18 protein-coding genes and 1 pseudogene are annotated in these 23,736 nt (G+C 63.7%); 13 read left to right on the forward strand and 6 right to left on the reverse strand.

Features of this window, described 5'->3' with window-relative positions; translation table 11 throughout:
* Positions 1-571 precede the first annotated feature (571 nt).
* The gene (locus AC1DB0_RS07535; protein WP_476758537.1) at positions 572-2,305 is read left to right on the forward strand and encodes an ABC transporter permease; all 1,734 of its coding nucleotides are present in this window, start codon (positions 572-574) and stop codon (positions 2,303-2,305) included.
* A gap of 8 nt (positions 2,306-2,313) precedes the next feature.
* On the forward strand, positions 2,314-3,609 hold the full coding sequence (locus AC1DB0_RS07540; protein WP_175172089.1) for an ABC transporter ATP-binding protein: 1,296 nt from the start codon (positions 2,314-2,316) through the stop codon (positions 3,607-3,609).
* 74 nt (positions 3,610-3,683) lie between these two features.
* Here AC1DB0_RS07540 and lpxO read toward each other — a convergent pair whose 3' ends face one another.
* Positions 3,684-4,583 carry a lipid A hydroxylase LpxO gene (lpxO, locus tag AC1DB0_RS07545; protein ID WP_054428147.1) on the reverse strand — a complete coding sequence of 300 codons (900 nt, stop codon included), beginning with the start codon at positions 4,581-4,583 and terminating at the stop codon, positions 3,684-3,686.
* A 129-nt stretch (positions 4,584-4,712) separates the two neighbouring features.
* Here lpxO and dnaE point away from each other — a divergent pair, with 129 nt between their 5' ends.
* Genes dnaE through AC1DB0_RS07580 form a run of 7 tightly spaced genes read left to right on the forward strand, consistent with a single transcriptional unit; the run spans position 4,713 to position 13,882 of the window.
* Positions 4,713-8,204 carry a DNA polymerase III subunit alpha gene (gene dnaE / locus AC1DB0_RS07550; RefSeq protein WP_054428148.1) on the forward strand — a complete coding sequence of 1,164 codons (3,492 nt, stop codon included), beginning with the start codon at positions 4,713-4,715 and terminating at the stop codon, positions 8,202-8,204.
* The gene (locus tag AC1DB0_RS07555) at positions 8,204-9,304 is read left to right on the forward strand and encodes a glycosyltransferase family 4 protein (protein WP_054428149.1); all 1,101 of its coding nucleotides are present in this window, start codon (positions 8,204-8,206) and stop codon (positions 9,302-9,304) included. The genes dnaE and AC1DB0_RS07555 overlap by 1 nt, the downstream gene beginning before the upstream one ends.
* Positions 9,301-10,149, forward strand: a complete 849-nt coding sequence (locus AC1DB0_RS07560) for a polysaccharide deacetylase family protein (protein WP_175172092.1) — start codon at positions 9,301-9,303, stop codon at positions 10,147-10,149. Before AC1DB0_RS07555 ends, AC1DB0_RS07560 begins: the two co-directional genes overlap by 4 nt.
* Positions 10,146-10,898 (forward strand): glycosyltransferase family 2 protein, encoded by a 753-nt coding sequence (locus AC1DB0_RS07565; RefSeq protein WP_054428151.1) that lies wholly within the window; start codon positions 10,146-10,148, stop codon positions 10,896-10,898. Before AC1DB0_RS07560 ends, AC1DB0_RS07565 begins: the two co-directional genes overlap by 4 nt.
* Complete coding sequence (locus tag AC1DB0_RS07570) at positions 10,895-12,019, forward strand: glycosyltransferase (RefSeq protein ID WP_054428152.1); 1,125 nt, start codon at positions 10,895-10,897, stop codon at positions 12,017-12,019. Before AC1DB0_RS07565 ends, AC1DB0_RS07570 begins: the two co-directional genes overlap by 4 nt.
* A gap of 8 nt (positions 12,020-12,027) precedes the next feature.
* Entirely contained in the window at positions 12,028-12,753 is a 726-nt protein-coding gene (locus AC1DB0_RS07575; protein WP_156337072.1) for a polysaccharide deacetylase family protein, read from the forward strand.
* Positions 12,728-13,882: a glycosyltransferase family 4 protein gene (locus tag AC1DB0_RS07580; protein ID WP_447577363.1), complete on the forward strand. Its 1,155-nt coding sequence runs from the start codon at positions 12,728-12,730 to the stop codon at positions 13,880-13,882. Before AC1DB0_RS07575 ends, AC1DB0_RS07580 begins: the two co-directional genes overlap by 26 nt.
* Positions 13,883-14,063: 181 nt before the next feature.
* Here AC1DB0_RS07580 and AC1DB0_RS07585 read toward each other — a convergent pair whose 3' ends face one another.
* Genes AC1DB0_RS07585 through AC1DB0_RS07595 form a run of 3 tightly spaced genes read right to left on the reverse strand, consistent with a single transcriptional unit; the run spans position 14,064 to position 16,094 of the window.
* Positions 14,064-14,345, reverse strand: a complete 282-nt coding sequence (locus AC1DB0_RS07585) for a YkgJ family cysteine cluster protein (protein WP_420840204.1) — start codon at positions 14,343-14,345, stop codon at positions 14,064-14,066.
* Positions 14,342-15,106, reverse strand: a complete 765-nt coding sequence (locus tag AC1DB0_RS07590; RefSeq protein ID WP_054428155.1) for a YdcF family protein — start codon at positions 15,104-15,106, stop codon at positions 14,342-14,344. The genes AC1DB0_RS07585 and AC1DB0_RS07590 overlap by 4 nt, the downstream gene beginning before the upstream one ends.
* Before the next feature lie 16 nt (positions 15,107-15,122).
* Entirely contained in the window at positions 15,123-16,094 is a 972-nt protein-coding gene (locus AC1DB0_RS07595) for a glycosyltransferase family 9 protein (protein WP_476758536.1), read from the reverse strand.
* Positions 16,095-16,200: 106 nt separating this feature from the next.
* Here AC1DB0_RS07595 and msbA point away from each other — a divergent pair, with 106 nt between their 5' ends.
* The 4 genes and pseudogenes from msbA to AC1DB0_RS07615 all read left to right on the forward strand — a co-directional run.
* Entirely contained in the window at positions 16,201-17,976 is a 1,776-nt protein-coding gene (gene msbA, locus AC1DB0_RS07600) for a lipid A export permease/ATP-binding protein MsbA (RefSeq protein WP_054428157.1), read from the forward strand.
* 189 nt (positions 17,977-18,165) lie between these two features.
* Complete coding sequence (locus AC1DB0_RS07605; RefSeq protein WP_054428158.1) at positions 18,166-19,983, forward strand: monovalent cation:proton antiporter-2 (CPA2) family protein; 1,818 nt, start codon at positions 18,166-18,168, stop codon at positions 19,981-19,983.
* A gap of 123 nt (positions 19,984-20,106) precedes the next feature.
* Positions 20,107-20,337 carry a hypothetical protein gene (locus AC1DB0_RS07610; protein WP_054428161.1) on the forward strand — a complete coding sequence of 77 codons (231 nt, stop codon included), beginning with the start codon at positions 20,107-20,109 and terminating at the stop codon, positions 20,335-20,337.
* A 227-nt stretch (positions 20,338-20,564) separates the two neighbouring features.
* Positions 20,565-20,900: pseudogene (locus AC1DB0_RS07615) on the forward strand (diguanylate cyclase); the annotation flags it as partial.
* Positions 20,901-20,906: 6 nt separating this feature from the next.
* Here the strand turns inward: AC1DB0_RS07615 and AC1DB0_RS07620 are convergent.
* Both AC1DB0_RS07620 and rng read right to left on the reverse strand, forming a co-directional pair.
* Positions 20,907-21,608, reverse strand: a complete 702-nt coding sequence (locus AC1DB0_RS07620) for a DUF3053 domain-containing protein (protein WP_054428160.1) — start codon at positions 21,606-21,608, stop codon at positions 20,907-20,909.
* Positions 21,609-21,822: 214 nt separating this feature from the next.
* The gene (gene rng / locus AC1DB0_RS07625; RefSeq protein WP_476758538.1) at positions 21,823-23,286 is read right to left on the reverse strand and encodes a ribonuclease G; all 1,464 of its coding nucleotides are present in this window, start codon (positions 23,284-23,286) and stop codon (positions 21,823-21,825) included.
* Positions 23,287-23,736: the final 450 nt, after the last annotated feature.

Here is a 23,736-nt window from a genome sequence, read left to right on the forward strand (position 1 = left end):
CCCGCGCGGCCGACCAGGGACGACCCCGCAAGATGCTCCAAGCTTCACCCGCCATCAAAAAGAACTCGAGCACCGCCCCCACACGCGAAGCGCAACCCATCACGACGCAAGACAAACGCGTAAGCCCCCCAAGGCCGCCCGCGCGGCCGGCCGGGGGCGGGCCCCGCAAGATCTTCCACCACCCAAAAACTCGTGGTGAGAACCTTAAAAACCCCGGTCTCCCCCGCTGACGTCAGATTGCAACTTCCGGAGCCCGGGGTGTCGGGGGCCTGGGGTGCGCGGGGCGTCGATAAGCCCGAGGGAATCCGTAGGGAGCCGAAGGCGGACGAGGATGACTACGGGGCAGTCCGGAGCGAAGGCTCCGGACCGCAATCGTTGCCCCGCGCACCCCAGGCCCCCGACGCCACGGGCGTCACAAGAACCCTCCTCGTCCCAACAAGCCTCCCAACAAGCCTCCCCAAACCTCCTCAAACTCCCCCCAAAAAACCACAAACCCCCAATTCAGACCCCCGTCATCTCGTTATGCTCCAATTCGCTGGCCCCTCTCACCGCGCCCTGGAACATCCCCAACATGTTCGAGTTATTCACCCCCCGGACTCGTTCGAAGCCCGGCTCCCGTTCCACCCCGAATCGTTGGGACTGGGCGCTCTTACCCCTGGTGTTGGGCGTGCTGGCCGTCATGGCTTACGGGGCGTCTCAGATGAGCCGTCCCTTCGCCCTCGGTGAAGAACTGCCTATCTCGCTGGACCCGGTCTATCTTCCGTATTACCTCCTGCGCACCATCCTCCGGATGTTTACCGCGCTGGGCTTCTCCCTGTTGTTCAGCTTTGTCTTCGCCGCCATCGCCGCCAAGTACCGCACGGCCGAGAAAGCGATGATTCCCATGCTGGACATCTTGCAGTCCGTTCCCATCCTGGGATTCCAGGCCATCGCCATCGCGCCGTTCATCGCGTTGTTTCCCGGCAATCTGCTGGGTGTTGAATGCGCCGCCATCTTCGCCATCTTTACGTCCCAAGCCTGGAACATGGCGTTCAGCCTGTATCAATCCATGCGGACGGTACCGGCTGAACTGCACGAAGCCGCGCGGATATTCCGGCTGTCCGGATGGCAGCGGTTCTGGCGCCTGGAGCTGCCCTACGCCACGCCGGGGCTGCTGTGGAACATGATGATGTCGATGTCGGGGGGCTGGTTCTTCCTGGTCGCGGCCGAAGCCATTTCGGTGGCGGGGCAAGACATCAAGTTGCCCGGCATCGGGTCGTACATCGCTGTCGCCATCCAGGCCGAAGACGGCCATGCCATTGCCTGGGCCATCGGCGCGATGATGGCGGGCATCCTGCTATACGACCAACTCTTCTTCCGCCCGCTGCTGGCCTGGGCCGACAAATTCCGGTTCGAGGAATCGCAGGGCGACGCCGCGCAGCAGTCGTGGCTATTGGACTGGACGCGGCGCAGCCGCTGGATGCAAGCCGTGTCGAACGCCTTTTGGGCGGGCATGCGGCGCGCGCTGGGCTGGTTCAGCGTGTCTTACGACGGCACCTCCATCCGCGCCCGCGCCAAAGCGCCTGATCCGCGCTGGACCCGCGTGTGGGATGCCTTGCTCGCGGCCGCCGCCTTGCTCGCGACCTACAAGCTCGTGGTGTTTGTCCACGAAGACGTGGGTTGGGGCGAAGTGCTGCATGTGCTGGGGCTGGGCGGCATTACGCTTGTGCGCGTCATGCTGCTGATTGGGCTGGCGTCGCTGGTCTGGGTGCCGGTGGCCGTCTGGATTGGGTTGCGTCCCCGATATTCGCAGCGCGTCCAGGCGGTGGCGCAGTTTCTGGCCGCGTTTCCGGTCAACCTGCTGTTTCCGGCCGTGGTGTACGTCATGGTGGCCTGGCAGTTGAACCCCAACATCTGGCTCAGCCCGCTGATCATCTTCGGCACCCAGTGGTACATCCTCTTTAACGTCGTCGCCGGCGCGTCCACCATCCCCAACGAATTGCGGCTGGCGGCCGACAACCTGGGGTTGAAAGGGTGGCTGCGCTGGCGCCGGGTCTATCTGCCAGCCGTTTTTCCCAGCTTCATCACCGGCGCCATCACCGCCAGCGGCGGGTCGTGGAACGCCAGCATCGTGGCCGAATACGTGTCGTGGGGCAAAACCTCGCTGGTTGCCGACGGCCTGGGCAGCTACATCAAGCAGATGACCGAGCAGGGCGACTTTCACCGCATTGCGCTGGGCATTGGCGTGATGTGCGTCTTCGTGATGCTGTTGAATCGATTTTTCTGGCGCAAGCTGTATCTGCTGGCCGAAGACCGCGGCCGCTAGGAGTTCTTATGAATCCCAACGTCCTGATCGAACTGCACGACGTCGGCAAGTCTTTCCGCGCTGCCGATGGCACCGCGCGCCATGTGCTCGAACACGTGGATTTCACCTTGAAGGAAGGCGAGATCGTGGCCTTGCTGGGCAAGTCCGGGTCGGGCAAGTCCACCTTGCTGCGCATCATGGCCGGGCTGGTCAACGCCGACCAAGGCACGGTCACGTACCGCGGCCAGCCGGTGTACGGGCCGGCCGCGGGCATTTCGATGGTGTTCCAGTCGTTCGCCTTGTTCCCGTGGCTGACCGCGCAGCAGAACGTCGAGCTAGGGCTGGAAGCCCAGGGCGTGCCAGCAGCCGAGCGCGCCAAGCGGGCTGACGCCGTGCTGGACCTGATCGGCCTGGGCGGTTTCGGTGGCGCCTTGCCGCGCGAACTGTCGGGCGGCATGCGCCAGCGCGTGGGCATCGCGCGTGCGCTGGTCATGAACCCCGACGTGCTGTTGATGGACGAAGCGTTCTCGGCGCTGGACGTGCTGACCGGCGAAACCCTGCGTGACGACATGCTGGAGCTCTGGGACGAAAGCCGTATTTCGACCAAGGGCATCCTGATCGTGTCGCACAACATCGAAGAAGCCGTGATGATGGCCGACCGCATCATCGTGTTCGACAGCGACCCAGGCCGGGTACGCAGCCAGATCATGATCGGCCTGCCGCGTCCGCGGGACGCTGATTCGCCGCAGGTGCGCGCGCTGATCGACGAGGTCTACGCGCTGATGACGATGCGTCCGGCGCATGGCGTGCCCACGCCGCGCCAGCAAGGTCTGGGCTATCGCTTTCCGCAAACGGAAGTCGACCGCATGGAGGGTGTGCTGGATGTGTTGGCGGAGGCGCCGTTCAATGGCCGCGCCGACTTGCCCAAGCTGGCCGAAGAAGCCGAGATTGCGGATGACGACTTGCTGCCCGCCTGCGAAGCGCTGGGCCTGTTCGGCCTGGCGCAGATTGATCGGGGCGACATCTTCCTGACGCCGCTGGGCCAACGCTACGTGCAGGCCGATCAAAACCAGAAGCAGGTCATCTTCGGGCGCCAGTTGCTGGCGCACGTGCCGCTGGCCGCGCACATTCGCCACAGCCTGGAACAAGAACCTACGGGCGCCTTGCCCGAAAAGGACTTCCTGAATTCGCTGGAAGAATTCTTGAAGCCCGACGAAGCCGAGCGGGTCATGAAGATTGCGGTGGAGTGGGGCCGGTACGGCGAAATCTACGGGTACGACTACCACACCGGCCTATTGACGCTGCCGGAGCGCGAGCCGGTTTGAGATCAGGCAAAAAGAAAGCGGCCCCGCGTAGGGGGCCGCTTTTTGGGGCCGGCTGAAGGCCGCCGTTTGCTGGTTTACAACGCGATGAAGCCGAGGATGACCAGCGCGATCAAGCCGAACTTGGTGGCTTTGTAAACATGGCGGTTCCAGGTCTTGAAGGCCTTGCGCTTCTGGTCGATGACGTAATGCGCGTGCGTCAGCTTGTTGATGGCGCCGGTCTGGTCGTTGCCGTCGTTGGGCGAACTGGCGGCCGACATGACGACGCGTCCGAACCAGCGGTTGAAGGCTTCGGCCCAGCGCCACTTCAGCGGGCGTTCCACGTCGCAGAACAGGATGATGCGGTTCTGGTCGGTGTGGTTGTAGGCTTCGTGCACGTAGGTTTCGTCGAACACCACGCTTTCGCCATCGCGCCAGCTATAGGATTCGCCGTCGACGATGATGTGGCAGCGGTTGTCGTTCGGCGTGACCAAGCCCAGGTGGTAGCGCAATGAGCCCGCGAACGGGTCGCGGTGCGGGTTCAGCTGGCCGCCGGGGGGCAGCTCGGCGAACATCGCGGCCTTGACCTTGGGCAGCGTCTTCAGAATGGCGACGGTCTTGGGGCAGAGTTCTTCGGCCGACGGGTGGCGGGCGTCATACCACTTCAGGTAGAAGCGCTTCCAGCCGTACTTGAAGAAGGAATTGAAACCGATGTCGTTGTGGGAGTCGGCCGCCTTGATGCGGCGCAGCTCGGCCATTTGCACGGCTTCTTCGCGGATCGTTTCCCAGTTGTCGTCCAGCACCTTGAGTTCGGCGATTTCGCTCGTTGTCAGGTAGGGCGTAGAGGGCACGCGCGAGGTCAACACCATGAAGGCATTGATCGGGGCCAGCAGTACGGAGTGGTCCAACATTTGCCGGCCCAGCGGCAGTTTGACTCGGCCTCGGAAGTGGGCGAACAGGATGGCGGCCAGCCAGATCCCGGGGATTAACCATTTCATAACGTATTCGTTGTCCTGCGACAGAAGGGTCAGGTCTACCTAGTATTGTTACACAAGGTCCGTGGTGCGCCCTTTGCGGAATCTCAGACGCATCCGCTTGGACCGTGATCCCTAGGTACAATTCCCGCTATGTCCGAAGCCGTAACAAATCCGCCCCCCTTTGTGCATCTGCGCGTTCACTCCGAGTTTTCGGTTGTGGACGGCATTGTGCGCATTTCCGACCTTATCAAGCGCGTCGCCAAGCTGGGCCAGCCCGCCGTGGCGCTGACCGATCTGTCGAACCTTTTTGGCCTGATCAAGTTCTATAAAGGCGCGCGCGGCGCGGGGGTCAAGCCCATCGCGGGTTGCGATGTCTGGCTGACCAATGACGACGATCCCGCCAAGCCTTTCCGCTTGCTCTTGCTGGTACGCAACCACCAGGGCTACCTGAACCTGTGCGAACTGCTGTCCAAGGCCTTCCTGACTAACCAGGGCAAGGGCCGCGCGGAGATCCGCCGCGAATGGCTGCAAGGGCAAGAGGGCCTGATTGCCCTGTCGGGCGGGCGCATGGGCGACGTGGGCCAGGCGCTGGACGCCGGTAACGCCGTCTCCGCGCTGGCGCTGGCGCGCCAATGGGCGCACCTGTTTCCGGGCAGCTACTACATTGAGCTGCAACGCGCCGGCATGGACGGCGACGAGGCCTATACCCAAGCCGCCATGCGGCTGGCGGGCGAAGCCGGCCTGCCGGTGGTGGCCACGCACCCGGTGCAGTTCCTGGACGAATATGAATTCCAGGCGCACGAGGCCCGCGTCTGCATCGCCGAAGGCGAAATACTGGCCAACCCGCGCCGCGTGCGCCGGTTCACCAAAGAGCAATACCTGCTCAGCTCCGAAGAAATGGCCCGGCGTTTCGCCGACGTGCCCTCGGCGCTGGCCAACACGGTTGAAATTGCCAAGCGCTGCAACCTGAGCCTGGTGCTGGGCAAGCCGCGCCTGCCCAACTTCCCCACGCCCGAAGGCGTGACGCTGGACGACTATCTGGTCCAGCTGTCGGAAGAGGGCCTGGAAAAGCGCATGGCGTTCCTGTTCCCCGACGAGGCCGAACGCGAGTCCAAGCGCGAGCAGTACTACGAACGCCTGCGCTGGGAATGCAAGACCATCATCCAGATGGGCTTTCCGGGTTACTTCCTGATCGTTCAAGACTTCATCAACTGGGGTAAGAATAATGGCGTGCCGGTGGGGCCGGGGCGGGGCTCGGGCGCGGGTTCGCTCGTGGCGTACGCGCTGGGCATTACCGACCTGGACCCGATTCGCTATGACTTGCTGTTCGAGCGCTTCCTGAACCCCGAACGGGTTTCCATGCCCGACTTCGATATCGACTTCTGTCAGGACAACCGCGAACGCGTCATCGACTACGTCAAGGAAAAATACGGCCGCGCCGCCGTGAGCCAGATCGCCACGTTCGGCACGCTGGGCGCGAAAGCCGTGGTCCGCGACGCCGGCCGCGTGCTGGACATGCCCTATATGTTCTGCGACGGCCTGTCCAAGCTGATCCCGTTCAACCCGATGGACCCCTGGTCGCTGGAACGCACCCTGAAGGACGAACCCGCCTTCAAGGACCGCTACGAACAGGAAGAAGAAGTGCGCGCGCTGGTCGACCTGGCCAAGCCGCTGGAAGGCCTGACCCGCAACATCGGCATGCACGCAGGCGGCGTGCTGATTGCGCCCGGCAAGCTCACCGACTTCTGCCCGCTGTATTGCCAGCCGGGCCAAGAGAACAGCGCGGTGTCGCAGTTCGACAAGGACGACGTCGAAGCCGCCGGCCTGGTGAAGTTCGACTTCCTGGGCCTGCGCAACTTGACCATCCTGGACTGGGCCGTGCGATACGTGCGCCAGTTCAACGCCGACAAGCGCGACTTCGACGTCATGGCGCTCGAACTCGACGACCCGGCCGCCTACAAGATTCTGTGCGACGCCAACACCACGGCCGTGTTCCAGCTGGAATCGCGCGGCATGAAGGAACTGCTGAAGAAGCTGCGGCCGAACACGTTCGAAGACATCATCGCCATGCTGGCCCTGTATCGTCCGGGGCCGCTGGAATCGGGCATGGTGGACGACTTCGTCAACCGCAAGCACGGCCGCGCCGCGGTGGACTACTTCCACAACGACCTGGAAGGCACCCTGAAGAGCACCTACGGGGTCATCGTCTACCAGGAACAGGTGATGCTGATCTCGCAGATCATCGGGGGCTACTCGCTGGGCGGCGCCGACCTGCTGCGCCGCGCCATGGGCAAGAAAAAGCCTGAGGAAATGGCCAAGCACCGCGAGCTCTTCGAGCAAGGCGCCAAGGAAAAGGGCCACGACCCGGACCTGGCCGTCAAGCTGTTCGACCTGATGGAAAAGTTTGCGGGCTACGGCTTCAACAAGTCGCACTCGGCCGCTTACGCGCTGATTTCCTACCAGACCGCCTGGCTCAAGGCTTATCACCCGACCGAATTCCTGGCCGCCACCATGTCGTCCGATATGGACGACACCGACAAGGTCCAGATTTTCTGCCGCGACGCCCAGGACAACGGCGTGGAAGTGCTGCCGCCGGACGTCAACTTCTCGGGCTACCGCTTCGAACCGGTGGCCGACAAGCACACCGAAAAGGGCAAGCCGCCGCGCACCATGCGCTACGGCCTGGGCGCCGTCAAAGGCACGGGGCAGGGCGCTGTCGAAGACATCCTGCGTGCGCGCAAGGAAGGCGGCCCGTTCCTGAACCTGTTCGACTTCTGCCGCCGCGTCAGCAAGAACGCCGTCAACCGCCGCACGATCGAAGCGCTGATCAAGGCCGGCGCGTTCGACACCATCGAGCCGAACCGCGCCGCGATGCTGGCCTCGGTGCCAACCGCCATGGAAGCCGCCGAACAAGCGGCCCGCAGCGCCAACCAGGCGTCGCTGTTCGGTGACGACAGCAGCGATGTGGTGGCTGGCGAATTGGCCAAGGTTGCCCCGTGGGACCTGCACAAAAAGCTGACCGAAGAAAAGTCGGCGCTGGGCTACTACTACAGCGGCCACTTGTTTGACGCGTGGCGCGACGAAGTGCGCCGCATCGTGCCAATGCAGCTGGCGCGCGTGGAACCGCAACGCGACCTGCAATGGATGTGCGGCGTGCTGGCCAGCGTGCGCGTCATGATGACCCGCCGCGGCAAGATGGTGTTTGCCGTGCTGGACGACGGCACCGCGCAGGTGGAAATCTCGGTGTTCAACGAACTCTACGAGAAGCACCGCAACCGCTTGCGCGAAGACCAGTTGGTCATCGTCCAGGGCAAGGTCAGCAACGATGACTACTCGGGCGGCATGCGCATCGTGGCCGAACAGCTGTATGACCTGCAACTGGCTCGCGAAGCGCGCGCCAAGTCGCTGCGCGTCACGCTCAACGGCTCGGCCGACGCCGCGCGTTTGCGCCAGATGCTGAATCCATTCCGGGCTGAACCCGAGAACGGCATCCCCGGCGTGCCGGTCGATATTGTCTACACCAAGAATAATTTTCTGTGCACGGTCCGGCTGGGCGAAGAGTGGCGCGTTCGCATGGCCGACACCCTGCTCGACAATCTGAACGCCTGGACCAAACCCAATGGGGTTGAGGTGACCTATTGATGCAACAACTGCGTATCGTGCATTCTGAAGCGGCCACCAGCTTTGGCGGTCAGGAAGGGCGGATCTTCAAGGAAATGACGGCCATGCGTGCGCGCGGCCACCATGTTGAAGCCATCTGCCAATCCCGGGCCATGCTGGTCGAACGGCTGTCAGACGCGGGGTTTACCGTGCACAAAGTCGATATGGACGGACCCGTCAACTACCTGAAGGGCGTGGCCGCCGTGCGCGGCATCCTGAAGGAAGGGCGCTTTGATGTGCTCAATACGCACAGCCGGCGCGACACGGTCATTGCGGCGATGGCCGGCCGGCTGGCCGGTACGCCCCTCATCGTCCGCACGCGCCACCTGTCCAACAAGGTGGGGTCGATGTGGTCCTACACGTGGCTGCCGCACCGGGTCACTACGGTCAGCGACCACGTGCGCCACTACCTGATCGAGCGTGGTGTGCCGGCAAACCGGGTGGCGACCGTGTATTCGCCCATCGTGTTGCCGGCGCCGGTCGAACACTCGACCCTGCGCGATGAACTCGGGCTGGCCGATGACGACATCGTCGTGGGCTGCGTGGCCGTCATGCGCGCCACCAAAGGCCACAAGGATCTGATCGACGCGATGGTTCCGCTGATGACCAGCCGGCCCAAGCTGCACCTGGTGTTCATCGGGGGCGGTTCACCCGTCTTCGAGCAAACGCAGGATTACATCGCCCAACTGGGCTTGCAGCATCGCATCCATCTGATGGGGATGCGCCGTGATGTGCCTAACCTGTTGGCCGGATTCGACGTGTTTGCGCTGGCCACGCAGCAGGAAGCGTCGGGCACCGTGTACGTCGAAGCCCAGGCCAGCGGCCTGCCGGTGGTGGGCACCAATGTGGGCGGCGTATCGGAAATGTTCCGCGACGGCGTTACGGGCATTCTGGTGCCGCCGAAGAATCCTGAAGCCTTGACCAACGCCTTGCAACGGCTGATTGACGACCCGGACCTGCGCCATCGCATGGGCGAGGCCGGCCGCAAGATGGTTTGGGAAGAGGCCGTGTTTTCGCCTGCCCGGCTGGCCGAATCGACGGAAGCGGTGTACCTGAAATGGCTGGCGGAGCGCGGCGCATGAATGCGCCCAACGTCCCTGTGCTGATGTACCACCATGTCACCCCCGCGGGCGGCATGATTGCGGCAACGCCGGACGTCTTCGAGGCTCAGGTCTCGCGTCTGGCGCAGGCAGGTTATCAATCGTTGTCCGCGGCTCAGTTCGCCGCTTATCTGGCAGGCGGCGCAGCACCCGAGCGTTCCGTGCTGATCACGTTCGATGATGGCTATCTGAATAACTGGGTGCACGCGCATCCCATCCTGGCGCGCCATGGCATGCGCGCGGTGTTGTTCACCATCACGGGTTGGATCGGCGACGGCCCCGTGCGGCCGCATGCCGGGCAGGGCGGCGCCTTGCCCGCCACGCCCGATCACGACGCCTGTAAACAATTGGTGGCCGCGGGCCGCACTGACGAGGCCATGCTGCGTTGGAGCGAGATCGAAGCCATGCAGGCCGCCGGCACGTTCGAATTCCATTCCCATACGCATACCCACACGCGCTGGGACAAAGTCTGCGGCGCCGATGTCAACGCCAAGCGCGACCATATCGCACAAGAACTGCACGACTCGCGCGACACCCTTGTGCGCCGCCTGGGGGCCGTCAGCGATCACCTGTGCTGGCCGCAAGGCTATTTCGACGCGGACTACGTGGACGCGGCGCGCCAGGCCGGTTTCGCGCACTTGTACACTACCGACCCTTTTGGCCAGAACACTCCCGGCGCGGACCCCGAACACATCTATCGTTTCGCGGTGCGAAATCAAGGCGGAACCTGGTTGAACCGGCGCATCTGGCTGTCGCGCGACCCGTTCTGGGGGCCGCGCTATCACGCCTGGAAAGCCTGGAAAAAGCGTCTTAGGAATCGCGGATGAAGCTATCAGTCATCATCATCACCAAGAACGAAGCGGCGAATATTGCCGCTTGCCTCAAGTCCGTGGCCTTCGCCGACGAATTCATCGTGGTGGATTCGGGCAGCACCGATGGCACGGTCGAACTGGCGCAGGCGCTGGGCGCGCGTGTCGAGATCACGCCTGACTGGCCCGGTTTCGGTCCGCAGAAAAATCGCGCGCTGGACTTGGCCACTGGCGATTGGGTGCTGTCCATTGACGCCGACGAGCGCGTCACGCCCGAGCTGGCCCGCGAGATCCAGGACGTGCTGGCGAACCCGCGCGCCGACGCCTACGAGATCGCGCGCCTGTCCAACTTTTGCGGAAAAGACATCCGCCATAGCGGCTGGTGGCCCGACTACGTCTTGCGCTTGTTCAAGCGCGGCACGGCGCGGTTTACGGATGCCGCCGTGCATGAACGCGTGGTGCCGGCCAACGGCCAGCCCCTGAAAATGCAGGGCTATTTCAATCACTACCCCTACGACAACCTGGACGCGCTGATCAACAAGGTCAACCGTTATTCGTCGGACGCCGCTGCGATGATGTACGCCAAAGGGCGTCGCACCTCGGTCTTTGGCGCGCTGGGCCATGGCTTCTGGACGTTCGTGCGCATCTACCTGATCCGTCGCGGCTTCCTGGATGGCCGGCACGGTCTGGTGCTGGCGGTGACGGCAGCGGCGGGCAGCTTCTTCCGCTATTCCAAGCTGATGTTCCTGGCCGAGAAGCAGAAGTGAAAATCCTGTACACGAACTTCCACGCCAACAACGGCGGGGGGCACGTCACCTACATCATCAACCTGGCGAAGGCGCTGGCGCGCAGCCACGAGATCACCGTGGCCGCGCCGCCCACGAGCCGCCTGTACCGCTACGCTCGCGCCATTCCCGGCGTGACCGTCGTAGACATGCTGTACACCACGCGCCCGTCGTCCTGGTTCAAGGACCGCGCGAAGCTGCGCCGCCTGATCAAGACAGGGCGTTTCGACATCATTCACGCCAACGGTTCGGCCGACCACAAGCAGGTCATGCTGGCCACGCTGGGCATGGCGCGCCGCCCGCGCATCGTATTCACCAAGCACAACGACCATCCGCTTGCCAGCTTCGGCCACAAGCTGCGTGTGGCGCTGGCGACTGACCACAGTATTGCGGTCAGTGACTACGTGCAGGGGCTGATGCAGCAGTCGCCCTACCGCAAGCGTCCCATCACGACCATCCGCCACGGCATCGACACGAATTTCTTCGCGCCGCCGCCGCCCGAAAGCCTGGACAAGTTGCGCGCGCTGATCTTCGGCCCCGACTGGCAAGGCAAGCTGTTGCTGGGGAGCGCGGGCGGTACCGATTACGACAAGGGGTGGCTGGACCTGGTGGCGGCAGTTGCCGCCTTGCCGCCCGCGGACAAGGCCCGCGTGTTGCTGATGGTGGCGGGCGACCCGCCGTCGGAAGCCAAGCTGGCGCGCGTGCGCGAACTGGGCATGATCGACCAGGTGCGTTTTCCGGGCCTGCTGGACGATGTGCGCGCCGCGCTGGCGTCCTGCCACGCTGGCTTCGTATTGTCGTACCGCGAAGCGCTGTCGTTCGCCTGCCGCGAGATCATGGCGCTGGGTTTGCCCGCGCTGGTGAGCAACGCGGGCGGCCTGCCTGAAAACGTCACCGACGGCGTTGACGGCTGGATCGTGCCGGTGCGTGATGTGGCCGCCATGACGGACAAGTTGCGCTTCATGCTGGACCATCCCGACACGGTGCGCGCGATGGGCGCGAAGGCCCGCGAGACCGCCTTGCGCGACTTCAACCTTGATCGTTTCGCCTCCGCCACAGTCGAGGTCTACCAGCGTACGCTGGATGGACGCCCGGGCCTATAATCCGGCCTATGTCTATCCCCATTCTTATGTACCACCAGATCGGCGAGCCTAATCCCAAAGGCACGCCGTTTCGTGGGCTGACCGTGCACCCCGACAGCTTCGCGCGCCAAATGCGCTGGATGCGCCGCCTGGGGTATCGCGGTTTGTCGATGCGCGATGTCATGCCCTATGTGCGCGGCGAGCGTCAGGGCAAGGTGTTCGGCATTACGTTCGATGACGGCTATCGCAACGTGCACCACAACGCGATGCCCGTGCTGAGCGAACTCGGTTTTACCGCCACCAACTATTTCGTGGCGCGCCAGTTCGACGGCGGCAACGTCTGGGATTTGCAAAAGGGCATTCCCTTTTCGGCGCTGATGACCGTGGGCGAAATGCGTGAATGGGCCCAGGCCGGCAACGAGGTTGGCTCGCATACGCTGGACCACGTGCACTTGCCCGAAATGTCGCCCGACGAGGCGCGGCGCCAGATCGTCGAATCCAAGGACGAACTGGAACAGGCGCTGGGCGCGCCCGTGACGGCCTTCTGCTATCCCTACGGCGATCACGGCCCCGAACATCGCGCCATGGCGCGCGAGGCCGGCTACGACAACGCCACGCTGACCCAGCGCGGCCTGGCTGCGGCATCCGACGATCCGTTCGGTCTGCCTCGGGTGACGGTGGCGCGTTCCACCAACATCATCCGCTTCCTTCAGAAGTGCCTCACCCGGTATGAAGACACCCGCCGGCGCCGCTGAGCGGCGGCTTCGCATCGCGCTGTTGGTCGACCGCTTCGGCAACCGCTTCGGAGGCGCCGAGGCCTATGGCGTGGAGCTGATGCGGGTGTTGGGCCAGCGGCACGATGTGTCCATCGTCGCGCGCGATTTCGACAGCGACCTGCCGTTTCCGTTTCTGCCCGTCCGTTTTCCGGGCTGGCTGCCCAGCTGGATGCGCGTGCTGTATTTTGCGTGGCGCGCCGACCGCCTCACGCGCGGCCGCTTCGACATCGTGCACTCGCATATGAACGGCTGGGCCGGAGAAATCCAGGTCATGCACGTGACGCCGGTTCGCTATAACCGCGTCACCCGCGTCAAGCCGCTCAAACGCGTCACCGCTTGGCTAAGCCCGCGTCTGGCGACCTATCTGCTGCTTGAAAAGCTGCGCGTGCGCCGTGCGTCCGGCCGGCGCGTGGTGGCGGTGTCGGGCTTGATCATGGACCAGTTGCACCGCAGCTACGGCCAGGAGCTGCCCGTGGATATCATCGCGCCCGGGGTCAAGCTGCCGTCGGATGATATGGCGGCGGGACGCGAGGCAACCCGCGCCCGTCTGGGCTGGGATGCCGGCACTGTCGGCTGCCTGCTGGTGGCGCGCAACCCCTTGCGCAAAGGCCTGCCCGCCTTGCTGGATGCGCTGGCGCAGTTGCCGTCGCATTACAAGCTGCTGGTCGTGGGGGCCGATGCGCCGACCCGGGATCGGGTTCGTGCGGCCAACGGTATCGCGCACCGCGTCACGCTGGTTGATCCCACACCTGAAGTTGCCCAGTATTTCAGCGCGGCGGACATCTATGCGCACCCCACGCTGAACGACAGCTACGGCATGGCGCCGCTTGAGGCAATGTCGCATGGGCTGCCGGTTGTGGTCAGTTCACCGGCGTACTGCGGCTTTGCGCAGTACCTGTCGGCGGGCAAGGACGCGTTGATCCTGCAAGATCCGCGAGACGGCGCGCAACTGGCGCAGGCGTTGGAACGGCTGGGTTCGGAACCGGCGCTGCGGGCGGCGTTGACCGAACGCGGCCTGGAGATCGCGCGGGATCAGAGCTGGGAAACGGTGGCTGCGCGGTACGAGGCGCTGTACGAAAAGGTGCTGGACGCGCGCAAGCAGGCGTGACGCAAGGAAGGCGACGCAAGCAAGGGTGACGCAAGGAAGGTGACCCAAGCAAGGGGTGATCCAAGCAAGGGTGACCCAAGCAAGGGTGACCCAAGTAAGGGTGACCCAAGCAAGGGTGACCCAAGTAAGGGTGACCCAAGCAAGCGTGAAGCAAAGACGGGCAGCGCAGAAACGCGTGGCTTCAGCGCCCCGGCGCCGTCGCTCTTTCCAGATCCCCTAACCACAAAATGGCGTGTTCGCGGGTCGGGCCGCACATCTCGTGTTGCGGCTGTAGCCCGCCGCAGAAATCCGGCCGGCCAGGCTGGCCGAAGATCGCGCAGCGCATGTCCGGCAGCAACTGAATACAGGGCACGCCTGCCGGCTTGCCTTCCGGCATGCCCGGAATCGGCCGGGTGATCGACGGCGCGATGCAACAGGCGCCGCATCCCGCCCGGCATTCCAGGGCGGCCGCCGTCAGGCTCATACCCATCCGCGCAACCAGTAGACGAACAGGCCCGCGTATTCCTTGATGATGGAGCGGCTGGCGTCGAACGTGCGCTGGTCAGGCACCCACAGCGACAACGACCCATCCGCAGGCGCGACGATTTGCGGCGGAGCCGGGGCGGCGATGGCTTCCACGCCCTGCTTGGAAAATGCCGCCATGGCGCGCGGCATATGCAATGCGGACGTCACGAGCAGCACCTTTTCGATACCGCGCGACTTGAGCGCGTCCTCGGTCAAGGCGGCGTTTTCATACGTGGTGCGGCTGGAGTTTTCCAGGATCAGGGCCGACTCGGGCACGCCTTGCTGGCGGATGGCATGTGCCATGCCACGCGCTTCGCTGACATCGCCTTCCAGCGCGCCGCCGGACAGCAGCACCTTGGGCGCGCGGCCGGCCAGATACAGCTGGGCAGCGGTGTCCACGCGGACCACGGCCGTGTCCTTGTCATAGGGCAGGAACCAGTTGGCGCGCCCGTTGGCGGTGTTGCCGCCCAGCACGACGATGGCGTCGGCGGTGGGGGACTCGGTAGGAGGCAGGTGCGGATAGCGGCTTTCCAGCGCGCCGCCCAGCCACAGCGAGGTGGCCGGCAGCGACCAGGCCAGCGCCCAGAGTAAGCCGGCGGCGATGATGGCCCCGCCGGTCTTGCGTAGCCGGAACCAGCCCAGCACCAAGCCGACGATGACCAACGTCACGCACAAGTTGTAGGGAATGATCAGATTTGCAAGGTAGCTGGAAAGGGGCATGTGAAAACTATCCTGATTACTTCGTCTCGCCCAGCAGGGTCATCGCCTGCTGTTGAACTGCTTCGACGGACGGCCAAGCTTCTTCCGACCCGACGCAAACCGCACGCGGCGACCACGGGCCCGTTCGTCCCGGGCGGGTCACGCCAAACAGCGCGAGCTCCCGGGCGGAGGCCGCCGCGGCGACGTGCGAGACGCCAGAATCGTTACAAATCACCAGCGATGCCCGAGCCGTCAATGCGGCAAAGGCGCCCAGCGACAAGGGAGGCAGCAATTGCGCCGTCGGTGCATTGCGCCGCGCCTCGTCGGTTTCGGCCGGAGGGGGGCACATTACCACGGTATGGCCCTGGGCTTGTAAGGCGCGCGTCAGTGTATCGAATCCGGGCCAGACCTTGATCTTGCCCTTGTGCAGGCCGGTGGCGGTGGGAGCGATCAGCACGAAGCGTTGCGCAACCAGGCCGGCTGCCGCCAGCGCCTGGTCGGCCGCCTGCTGGTGCGCCGGCGTCAAAGGCAGGTCCAGCGTCGGGCCTGGCTGGGCGGGGCCGGCGGGCAGCCCCCAGCGGGTGAGCGCCTGGCGGGTCAGGTAATGCCAGGACTGCACGGCATGCAGCGAGTCATCGGGTTTGGCTACGGGCCAGCGCAGCAGAAAGCTGCGGCCGTCGTCCCGATAACCCGCGGACGGCAGGCCCGCCAGCCGGAACACCAGCGCGCTGGATAGCGAGTCGGGCAGCAGCAGGCCCCGGGCGCGGCGCCCCAGGGCGCCCAAGCTGCACCGATGGGCGCTGACGGCGGCGCGGTCGGGGCCGACCTTGCCGCGCATGGGAATGAAGTCCTGCTTGGCCACGCCATCAAGCAGGTCGCGGGCCCAGGGGCGCGCGCAGATCACTAGCGGCAAGCCGCTGGCGTGCAGCGCATGCAGGCTGGGCAGGCTCATGCAGACGTCGCCCACCCAATTGGGCAACCGGACGTATAAACAACTGATATCGGACATGGGTGGGCGTGTGGCTATTTAGGCTGAAATGGGGTGGGGCGGCAGAGCGCGTTGGCGCGTAGCCAGTACAATCCTGGGCACAATTGTATAAAAGCGAGTGCTCCCTTTGAATTCTGCCGCACGCAACACCCCCGCGGATTCCCACCCCGTCAAAGCTGAACTCTGGAGCCGGATCTACAGCCGCGTGGGTTCCTACTGGAAGGGCTTGTTGCTGGCCGTCCTGTTGATGGCGGGCGCAGCGGCCACGCAGCCGGTGCTGGCCGTCATTATGAAGCCCTTGCTGGACGGCGGCTTCTCCGGGTCCAAACCTTATTACGTCTGGGCCTTGCCGCTGGCCGTCGTCGGCCTGATCCTCTTGCGCGGCATCTGCAACTTCTTCAGCGATTATTTGCTGGCCTGGGTGGCCAACAATGTGCTGCTGGGCATGCGCCGCGACATGTTCGAGCGCCTGCTGGGCCTGCCGGATGCCGACTTCAAGCGCGGCGACACCGGCCGCCTGCTCAACCGCTTCACCATCGACGCCGGCAACGTCACGGGCTACGCCACCGACGTCATTACGGTGCTGGTGCGCGAAACCCTGGTCGTGATCGCGCTGATCTGCGTGCTGCTTTACATGTCGTGGGTGCTGACGCTGATCATCCTGGTCATGCTGCCCGTGTCGGTCCTGATCTCGCGCTTCTTCATCAAGCGCCTGCGCCGCATCAACCGCGACACCGTCAACATGAATGCCGAACTGACCCGGGTGGTCGGCGAGGGCATCGACGGCCAGCGCGTCATCAAGCTGTTCGACGGTTTTGAAGTCGAGCGCGGCCGTTTCGATTTCGTCAGCCGCCGCCTGCGCCGCTACGCCATGCGCACCGCCACGGCGGACGCCGCCCTGACGCCGTTGACGCAGGTCTGCATTTCAATTTCCGTGGGCGCCGTCATCGCGGTGGCGCTCAGCCAGGCCAACAGCGGTTCGCTGACGGTGGGCAGCTTTGCCTCGTTCATGGCCGCGCTGGCGCAGATTTTCGACCCCATCAAGCGCCTGACGAACGTTGCCGCCCGCATGCAGAAGATGCTGGTATCGGCCGAAAGCGTGTTCACGCTGATCGATCAGACGCCCGAAAAAGACACCGGCACCAAAGAACTGCCTGAACCCGTGCGCGGCAAGGTTGAATTCCGCCACGTCAAGCATCGCTTCCCCGATGCCGAGCGCGACACCGTCAACGACATCTCCTTCATCGTTGAACCCGGCCAGACTGTGGCCTTGGTGGGCCGGTCAGGCAGCGGCAAGACCACGCTGGTCAATATGCTGCCGCGCTTCGTGCTGCCCGACAGCGGTTCGATTCTGGTGGACGACACCCCCGTTGACGAACTGACGCTGCGCAGCCTGCGTTCGCATCTGTCTCTGGTCAGCCAGGACGTCGTGCTGTTCGATGACACCATCGCCGCCAACGTCGGCTACGGCGCGTTGGGCAAGTCCAGCGAGCAAAAGGTGCGCGACGCCCTGGCGGCCGCCAACCTGCTGGAATTCGTGGAAGGCCTGCCGCAGGGCATCAACACGCCGGTCGGCGAAAATGCGGCCCGTTTGTCGGGCGGCCAGCGCCAGCGTCTGGCGATTGCCCGCGCGCTGATCAAGAACGCGCCCATCCTGATCCTCGACGAAGCCACCTCGGCGCTGGACAACGAGTCCGAACGCCAGGTTCAGGCCTCGCTGGAACGGCTGATGAAGGGGCGCACCACGCTGGTCATTGCCCACCGCCTGTCCACGGTGCAGAACGCCGACCGCATCATCGTGCTGGACGCTGGCAAGATCGTCGAACAAGGCCCCCACGCCGAGCTCCTGGCCGCCAACGGCCTGTATGCCTCGCTCTACAAGATGCAATTCCGCGACGACTGATCGCGAAATCCGCCACTCCCCAACCGCCGCGTCCTGATCGCGGCGGTTTTTTTTATCGTCCCGCCCGGTCCGCCGCCGCTGGGGATTGCCAATTTCCTGATTGCCAATCCCCCGGTTTGCCGGAAAATGGGGCAAGCCCGCCTGCGGTGTCCTGAGCGCCCGGGCCCGCGTTTACATCAGGAGCGCCTTATGGCTCTGCCTATCGAAGGCAATCAACTCGTCAACGTCGTCGTCCTGCTGGGCGCGGCGGTCATTGCCGTCCCTTTGTTCAAGCGTCTTGGGCTGGGCTCCGTACTGGGCTATCTGGCGGCGGGTCTTGCGATCGGCCCGTTCGGCATCGGCTTCTTTTCCGATCCCAAATCCATCTTGCACGTCGCCGAACTGGGCGTCGTGATGTTCCTGTTCATCATCGGGCTGGAAATGCAGCCGTCGCGGCTCTGGAAGCTCAGAGGCGAAATCTTCGGCCTGGGCGTGGCCCAGGTGCTGGCCTGTGGCGGCCTGCTGACGGTAGTGGGCTTGTTGGCCGGCCTGTCCGGCCCGGCGGCGTTCATGGCGGCGATGGGCTTTGTGCTGTCGTCCACGGCCATCGTCATGCAGATTTTGGGCGAGCGCGACGAAAGCACCAGCGCGCAGGGCCAGCGCATTGTCTCCATTTTGTTGCTGGAAGATCTGGCCATCGTGCCCTTGCTGGCGTTGGTGGCCTTGCTGGCGCCGACCGGCACCACCGACCACGGCGACCCCTGGACGCAATCCGCCATTGCAGTCGGCTGCATTCTGGCGCTGCTGGCCGCGGGCCGGTGGCTGCTGAATCCGTTGTTCCGCTTGTTGGCTGCGGCGCACGCGCGCGAGGTCATGACCGCCGCCGCGCTGCTCGTCGTGCTGGGGGCGGCGCTGCTGATGGAGCTGGGTGGCTTGTCCATGGCCATGGGGGCGTTCCTGGCTGGGGTGCTGCTGTCCGAATCCACCTTCCGTCACCAGTTGGAAGCCGAAGTCGAACCCTTCCGGGGAATTTTGCTGGGCCTGTTCTTCCTGGGCGTGGGCATGTCGCTGGACTTGTCCGCCGTGGCGCGCGAATGGCCGCTCATTCTGGCGGCTGTCATCGTCTTCATGCTGGTGAAATCCGTGGGCGTGTATGCCGTGGCGCGTTTGCTGCGCGCGTCGCACGCCGAAGCGGTGACGCGGGCGGCGCTGTTGGCTCAGGGCGGCGAGTTCGCTTTCGTGCTGTACGGCGCGGCGGCCGCAGCCGGCATTTTCGATGCGCACACGGGCGCGGTCCTGACCGCCGTTGTCATCATTTCCATGGCGCTGACCCCCTTATGCGTGTTGTCGTTGCGCTGGTTGTTGCCCAAACCGGTTCCGTCGATGGAAGGCGTGGACGTCGCCCGGGATTTGGACGGCTGCGCGCTGATCGTCGGTTTCGGCCGTTTCGGCCAGATCGTCACCCAGGCGATGCTGGCTCGCGACTTGAAAGTGTCCATTCTCGACATCGACACGGACGCGATCCGGGCTGCTGCCAAGTGGGGCGTCAAGGTCTATTACGGGGACGGAACCCGCATCGACATGCTGCGCACTGCGGGCGGCGAGCACGCCTGCGCCATTCTGATCTGCATCGACAACCCGCAGGCCGTGAACCACATGGTCAAGCTGATCAAATCGGAATTCCCGTTGGTGCGGGTCGTGGTGCGCGCCTATGACCGCATCCATTCCCTGGCCTTGGCCAAGGAAGGGGTGGATTACCAGGTGCGCGAAACCCTGGAATCCGCGCTGGTGTTCGGCGAGGCTGCGCTGCGCGCCATCGGCGTGCCGGCGGACGAGGCCGCGGAAGTGGTCGAAGACGTCCGCCGCCGTGACACCGAACGTTTTGACCTGGAAGTGGCGGGCGGGCTGTTTGCTGGCCGGTCGTTGTTGTACGGAAACATGACCGGCCCCGCCGATGGCAGGAATGACAAGCCTGATCGCGAGGCCGCCGGCGAGGCGCTGGTTAACCCGGTCAATCCGCCGGCCTGAGCACACTATTTCCAGTCCTTTGCATTACTTTACGAATCATTTCACGCGCAAGTCAGACAGACTGCGGTAGATTAGTTCGCACTGACTCTTCATTGATGAAGAGCATTTGCCAAGGGGGCTGCCATGCTGCAATCAGACCGGAGTTTCACGACGCCGCACGCTGTCGGTGTTGAGCTTGCCCGACGCCAGGCCTTGGCGTTGCAGTGCGGATTTTCGGCGGGCGCGATGCGCCAGCTTATGTCGCTGACAGGCGGAGCGGGTACCGCCTGGGCGATCAATGCGCACCGCGAGACGGACAAGGCACGTGGCGTTCGCGCCTTCCCCTTCCGCATCGCTGCGACCGCGGTGTCGTAAGGGAACCTCCGGGCGCGGCGCGTCCGGAGTTCAGGCGGCGGGTAGGGCGTCGCTCGACGCCTTGTCATCAGCTCGACGCCTGGTCATCAGCTCGACGCCTGATGATCACCATCTTTCACCGATACGTGTTCTTGCGCCCCTGATTCTTCGGTGTGCGGTGTTGATCGCGCCGGTCACGCTGGCGTTGTTCCAGTCCGTGATGGCGCAGATCGTGCTGTCACCAAAAGGGCGACGAACTGTTGAAGAAGCTGGCGTTGGCTTTGAAGAACAAAGCGCGCCGGCCTCGTGATCTGGCGGCGCACTATGGGGGCGAAGAGTTTGTGATGCTGCTGCCGCACACGACGCTTCAGCGCGCGGTGGCCATCGCCGAGAGCATACGGCGCGCCGTTGCAGATTGGCGCGTTCCGCACGAAGACAGTGAGGGCGGTATCGTTACCGTCAGCATCGGCGCCGCCACCGCGATACCCGGGCAGGGCGATGCGGCGGCGAGTCTTGTTGTAGCGGCCGATGCCGCCGTCTACCGGGCCAAGGCGGCGGGGCGCAACCGCGTCGAGGCCGCTTGATGGGGTTTAACGGCCCAGCATCAGCGCCTGCATGCGCGTGTGCGCCTGTTGCAGGTTTTTCGCTTGTGCGTTCAGGTCTTGCAGCATCTGGTTCAGCTCGGCTTGCACGGCCGGGTCCTGCACCTTGACGATTGCACCCGAGATTTCGATTTGCGCTTTGTGCGCCTCGACGTAATCGGCAATCTTCAGGCTGCTGTCGAACGTCGCGTTCAGTTGCGGCAGCACATCGCGGAACGTGTCCGCCGGCAGGCTGACGGTTTTTTCGTAGGCCTTGTCGTACACGGCCTTCAGGTCATCGGGCTGTTTGAGCTGCGCGCGGGCAGCATCTGCGCGGGCTTGCTGCTCTTTCAACGCCGCACCCATGTCGTTCAGCGAAGCTTGCACCGCTTTCAGGTCGTCGCGCCGCGTCACGATGTCATTCAGCGAACGCACGGCGCCTTTCTGCATGATGCCCGTCAGCGGCTTGACCGAGGTTTCCATGCTTGTATTGAAATCCGTGATCACCGCGTAGTGCGAGGCATAGTCGCCGATAGACTTCTGTTCCTCATCCGTCAGTTTGGGCACGCGCACGCCGGGCTTGTCGACGATGCGGGTTTGCAGGAACTGCGTGAACGCGGCCCGCTGCTCGGGTTCCTTGTCGCCGCAGCCAGCCAGTAGCAGCGGCAGCGCTGCAACCAGCACCAGGAACGGACGGAATAGGGACTTCATTGCATTAACCTCCGAAAGCAAAAGAAAAGGCGCTTCAAAGGGTTCGACCCTGCGAAGCGCCCGCGAGCTTATCGGCTACGACATCCCACCGCCATCCGTTTCAAACTTCATTGCAATCGAATCGTTAAGACACACAATCCGAACATATCGAATTGAAGAGCGCTCGGCAATCTGCTACCGCGCGAGGCGCGGCAGTTGGCGTTGCTGGCTGCGGTTATACGAGGATGATGTCGTACTTTTCCTGAGAGTACGTGCTCTCGACTTCCAGCGACACGCGTTTGCCGACGAAGTCGCCCAGCATCGCCAAGTGCTGGCTTTCCTCTTCCAGGAACAGGTCAACGACGTCTTGAGACGCAAGAATGCGGAATTCCTTGGGATTGAACTGCCGGGCTTCGCGCAGAATCTCTCGCAGGATTTCATAGCAGACCGTGCGCGGCGTACGCACATTGCCGCGCGATTCGCACATGGGGCAGGGCTCGCACAGCTGATGCGCCAGCGAATCGCGCGTGCGCTTACGCGTCATTTCCACCAGGCCCAGTTGCGTGAAGCCATTGACCGTCATGCGTGTGCGGTCGCGCGAAAGCGCTTTCTTCAGTTCAGCCAGCACGGTGTCGCGGTGTTCCTGTTCTTCCATGTCGATGAAGTCCAGGATGACAATGCCGCCCAAATTGCGCAGCCGCAACTGGCGGGCAATGGCTTGCGCCGCTTCCAGGTTGGTCTTGAATATGGTGTCGTCGAAATTGCGTCCGCCGACGAAGCCGCCGGTGTTCACGTCAACCGTGGTCAGCGCTTCAGTTTGGTCAATGATCAGATAGCCGCCCGATTTCAGATCCACGCGGCGCGAGAGCGCCCGGGCAATCTCGTCATCCACATTCGCCGTGTCAAACAACGGCCGCTCGCCGCTGTAGTGCTGAATGCGGCCAACGACAGAAGGCGTATACGCGCGCGCCCATTCCAGCATGGCCGCACTGGTCGTGCGCGAGTCCACCAGAATCGTGCCCGTACCAGGCCCCACCATGTCGCGCAGCACGCGCTGGGCCAGCGTCAGATCCTGGTGAAGCAGGGCGGGGGCGGCCTGCGTGCGCGCCGACGCCTGAACGCTGGTCCACAGCTTGCGCAGATATTCCAGATCCGCCGTCAGCTCATCGTCATTGGCGCCTTCCGCCTGAGTGCGCACGATGAATCCGCCTTTCTCCTCGGCCGGCATCAGCGCTTGAAGCCGTTCGCGCAGCTGAATGCGCTCGGACTCAGAGTCAATTTTCTGGGAAATGCCGATGTGCGGATCGTGCGGCAGATACACCAGCATCCGTCCGGCAATGCTGATCTGGGTCGACAACCGTGCGCCCTTGGTGCCCAAAGGGTCCTTTACGACCTGGACCATGATGGTCTGTCCCTCGAAAAGCAGCTTTTCGATGGGGGTGGGCGTCAGTCCCTGCGTGCGTTCGCCGCGGTTTTCGCGCAAGTCAGCAATATGGATGAACGCGGCGCGCTCCAATCCAATATCAATAAAGGCGCTCTGCATGCCCGGCAGCACACGGACCACCCGCCCCAGATAGATATTGCCGACATGGCCCCGCTGGATGCTGCGTTCCACGTGCAGCTCCTGTACCGACCCCTGTTCCACCAGCGCAACGCGGGTTTCGAAGGGGGTAACGTTGATCAGGATATCTTCGCTCAGGGCGATGGCTGGGGGCATAGCGTGTTCGTCTCCAATTAGGTACGGCGTACAGGCGAATAGTAAACGTACCCCAACGGGAGGCAAGCTGGCCAAGGCAACTATCTATATATAGAGGGCAGGAAGGCGAGCTATGGAATGCGCTCTATATATAGAGCGCGGGCTTTGTCGCGCCCCGAGTCTTGAGATTCGAACAAATTTATTGCTTGCCACGGAAGACAAGCCAAAAACTTGTGCTATAGTCTCGCTCCTTCGCAGTTCAGACAGTTTTGAACCGCGAAGCCAAGGCAAGCGCAACAGGCCGAACGAGGGTCTCCAAAAGGAGAAACGAGCCAGGTCTGCCGCGAAGCGATCAGAAATGAGAGCCAAGCGGTTATTGCAAGGATTGCAGCAAATTAGGCAAAAGCCAGTTGCACAATCTGCAAAAAATCGTGCTATAGTCTTGGGCTTGGC

The sequence above is a fragment of the Achromobacter sp. 10T422 genome (assembly GCF_056394065.1).

What these genes read in the sequence shown, in the direction of transcription:
- AC1DB0_RS07575 (WP_156337072.1), top strand. Translation starts at nt 12,028, where the DNA reads ATGTCTATCCCCATTCTTATGTACCACCAGATCGGCGAGCCTAATCCC.
- AC1DB0_RS07540 (WP_175172089.1), top strand. Translation starts at nt 2,314, where the DNA reads ATGAATCCCAACGTCCTGATCGAACTGCACGACGTCGGCAAGTCTTTC.
- AC1DB0_RS07610 (WP_054428161.1), top strand. Translation starts at nt 20,107, where the DNA reads ATGCTGCAATCAGACCGGAGTTTCACGACGCCGCACGCTGTCGGTGTT.
- AC1DB0_RS07555 (WP_054428149.1), top strand. Translation starts at nt 8,204, where the DNA reads ATGCAACAACTGCGTATCGTGCATTCTGAAGCGGCCACCAGCTTTGGC.
- AC1DB0_RS07585 (WP_420840204.1), bottom strand. Translation starts at nt 14,345, where the DNA reads ATGAGCCTGACGGCGGCCGCCCTGGAATGCCGGGCGGGATGCGGCGCC.
- AC1DB0_RS07620 (WP_054428160.1), bottom strand. Translation starts at nt 21,608, where the DNA reads ATGAAGTCCCTATTCCGTCCGTTCCTGGTGCTGGTTGCAGCGCTGCCG.
- AC1DB0_RS07560 (WP_175172092.1), top strand. Translation starts at nt 9,301, where the DNA reads ATGAATGCGCCCAACGTCCCTGTGCTGATGTACCACCATGTCACCCCC.
- AC1DB0_RS07535 (WP_476758537.1), top strand. Translation starts at nt 572, where the DNA reads ATGTTCGAGTTATTCACCCCCCGGACTCGTTCGAAGCCCGGCTCCCGT.
- AC1DB0_RS07565 (WP_054428151.1), top strand. Translation starts at nt 10,146, where the DNA reads ATGAAGCTATCAGTCATCATCATCACCAAGAACGAAGCGGCGAATATT.
- AC1DB0_RS07595 (WP_476758536.1), bottom strand. Translation starts at nt 16,094, where the DNA reads ATGTCCGATATCAGTTGTTTATACGTCCGGTTGCCCAATTGGGTGGGC.
- AC1DB0_RS07605 (WP_054428158.1), top strand. Translation starts at nt 18,166, where the DNA reads ATGGCTCTGCCTATCGAAGGCAATCAACTCGTCAACGTCGTCGTCCTG.
- dnaE (WP_054428148.1), top strand. Translation starts at nt 4,713, where the DNA reads ATGTCCGAAGCCGTAACAAATCCGCCCCCCTTTGTGCATCTGCGCGTT.
- AC1DB0_RS07580 (WP_447577363.1), top strand. Translation starts at nt 12,728, where the DNA reads ATGAAGACACCCGCCGGCGCCGCTGAGCGGCGGCTTCGCATCGCGCTG.
- lpxO (WP_054428147.1), bottom strand. Translation starts at nt 4,583, where the DNA reads ATGAAATGGTTAATCCCCGGGATCTGGCTGGCCGCCATCCTGTTCGCC.
- AC1DB0_RS07590 (WP_054428155.1), bottom strand. Translation starts at nt 15,106, where the DNA reads ATGCCCCTTTCCAGCTACCTTGCAAATCTGATCATTCCCTACAACTTG.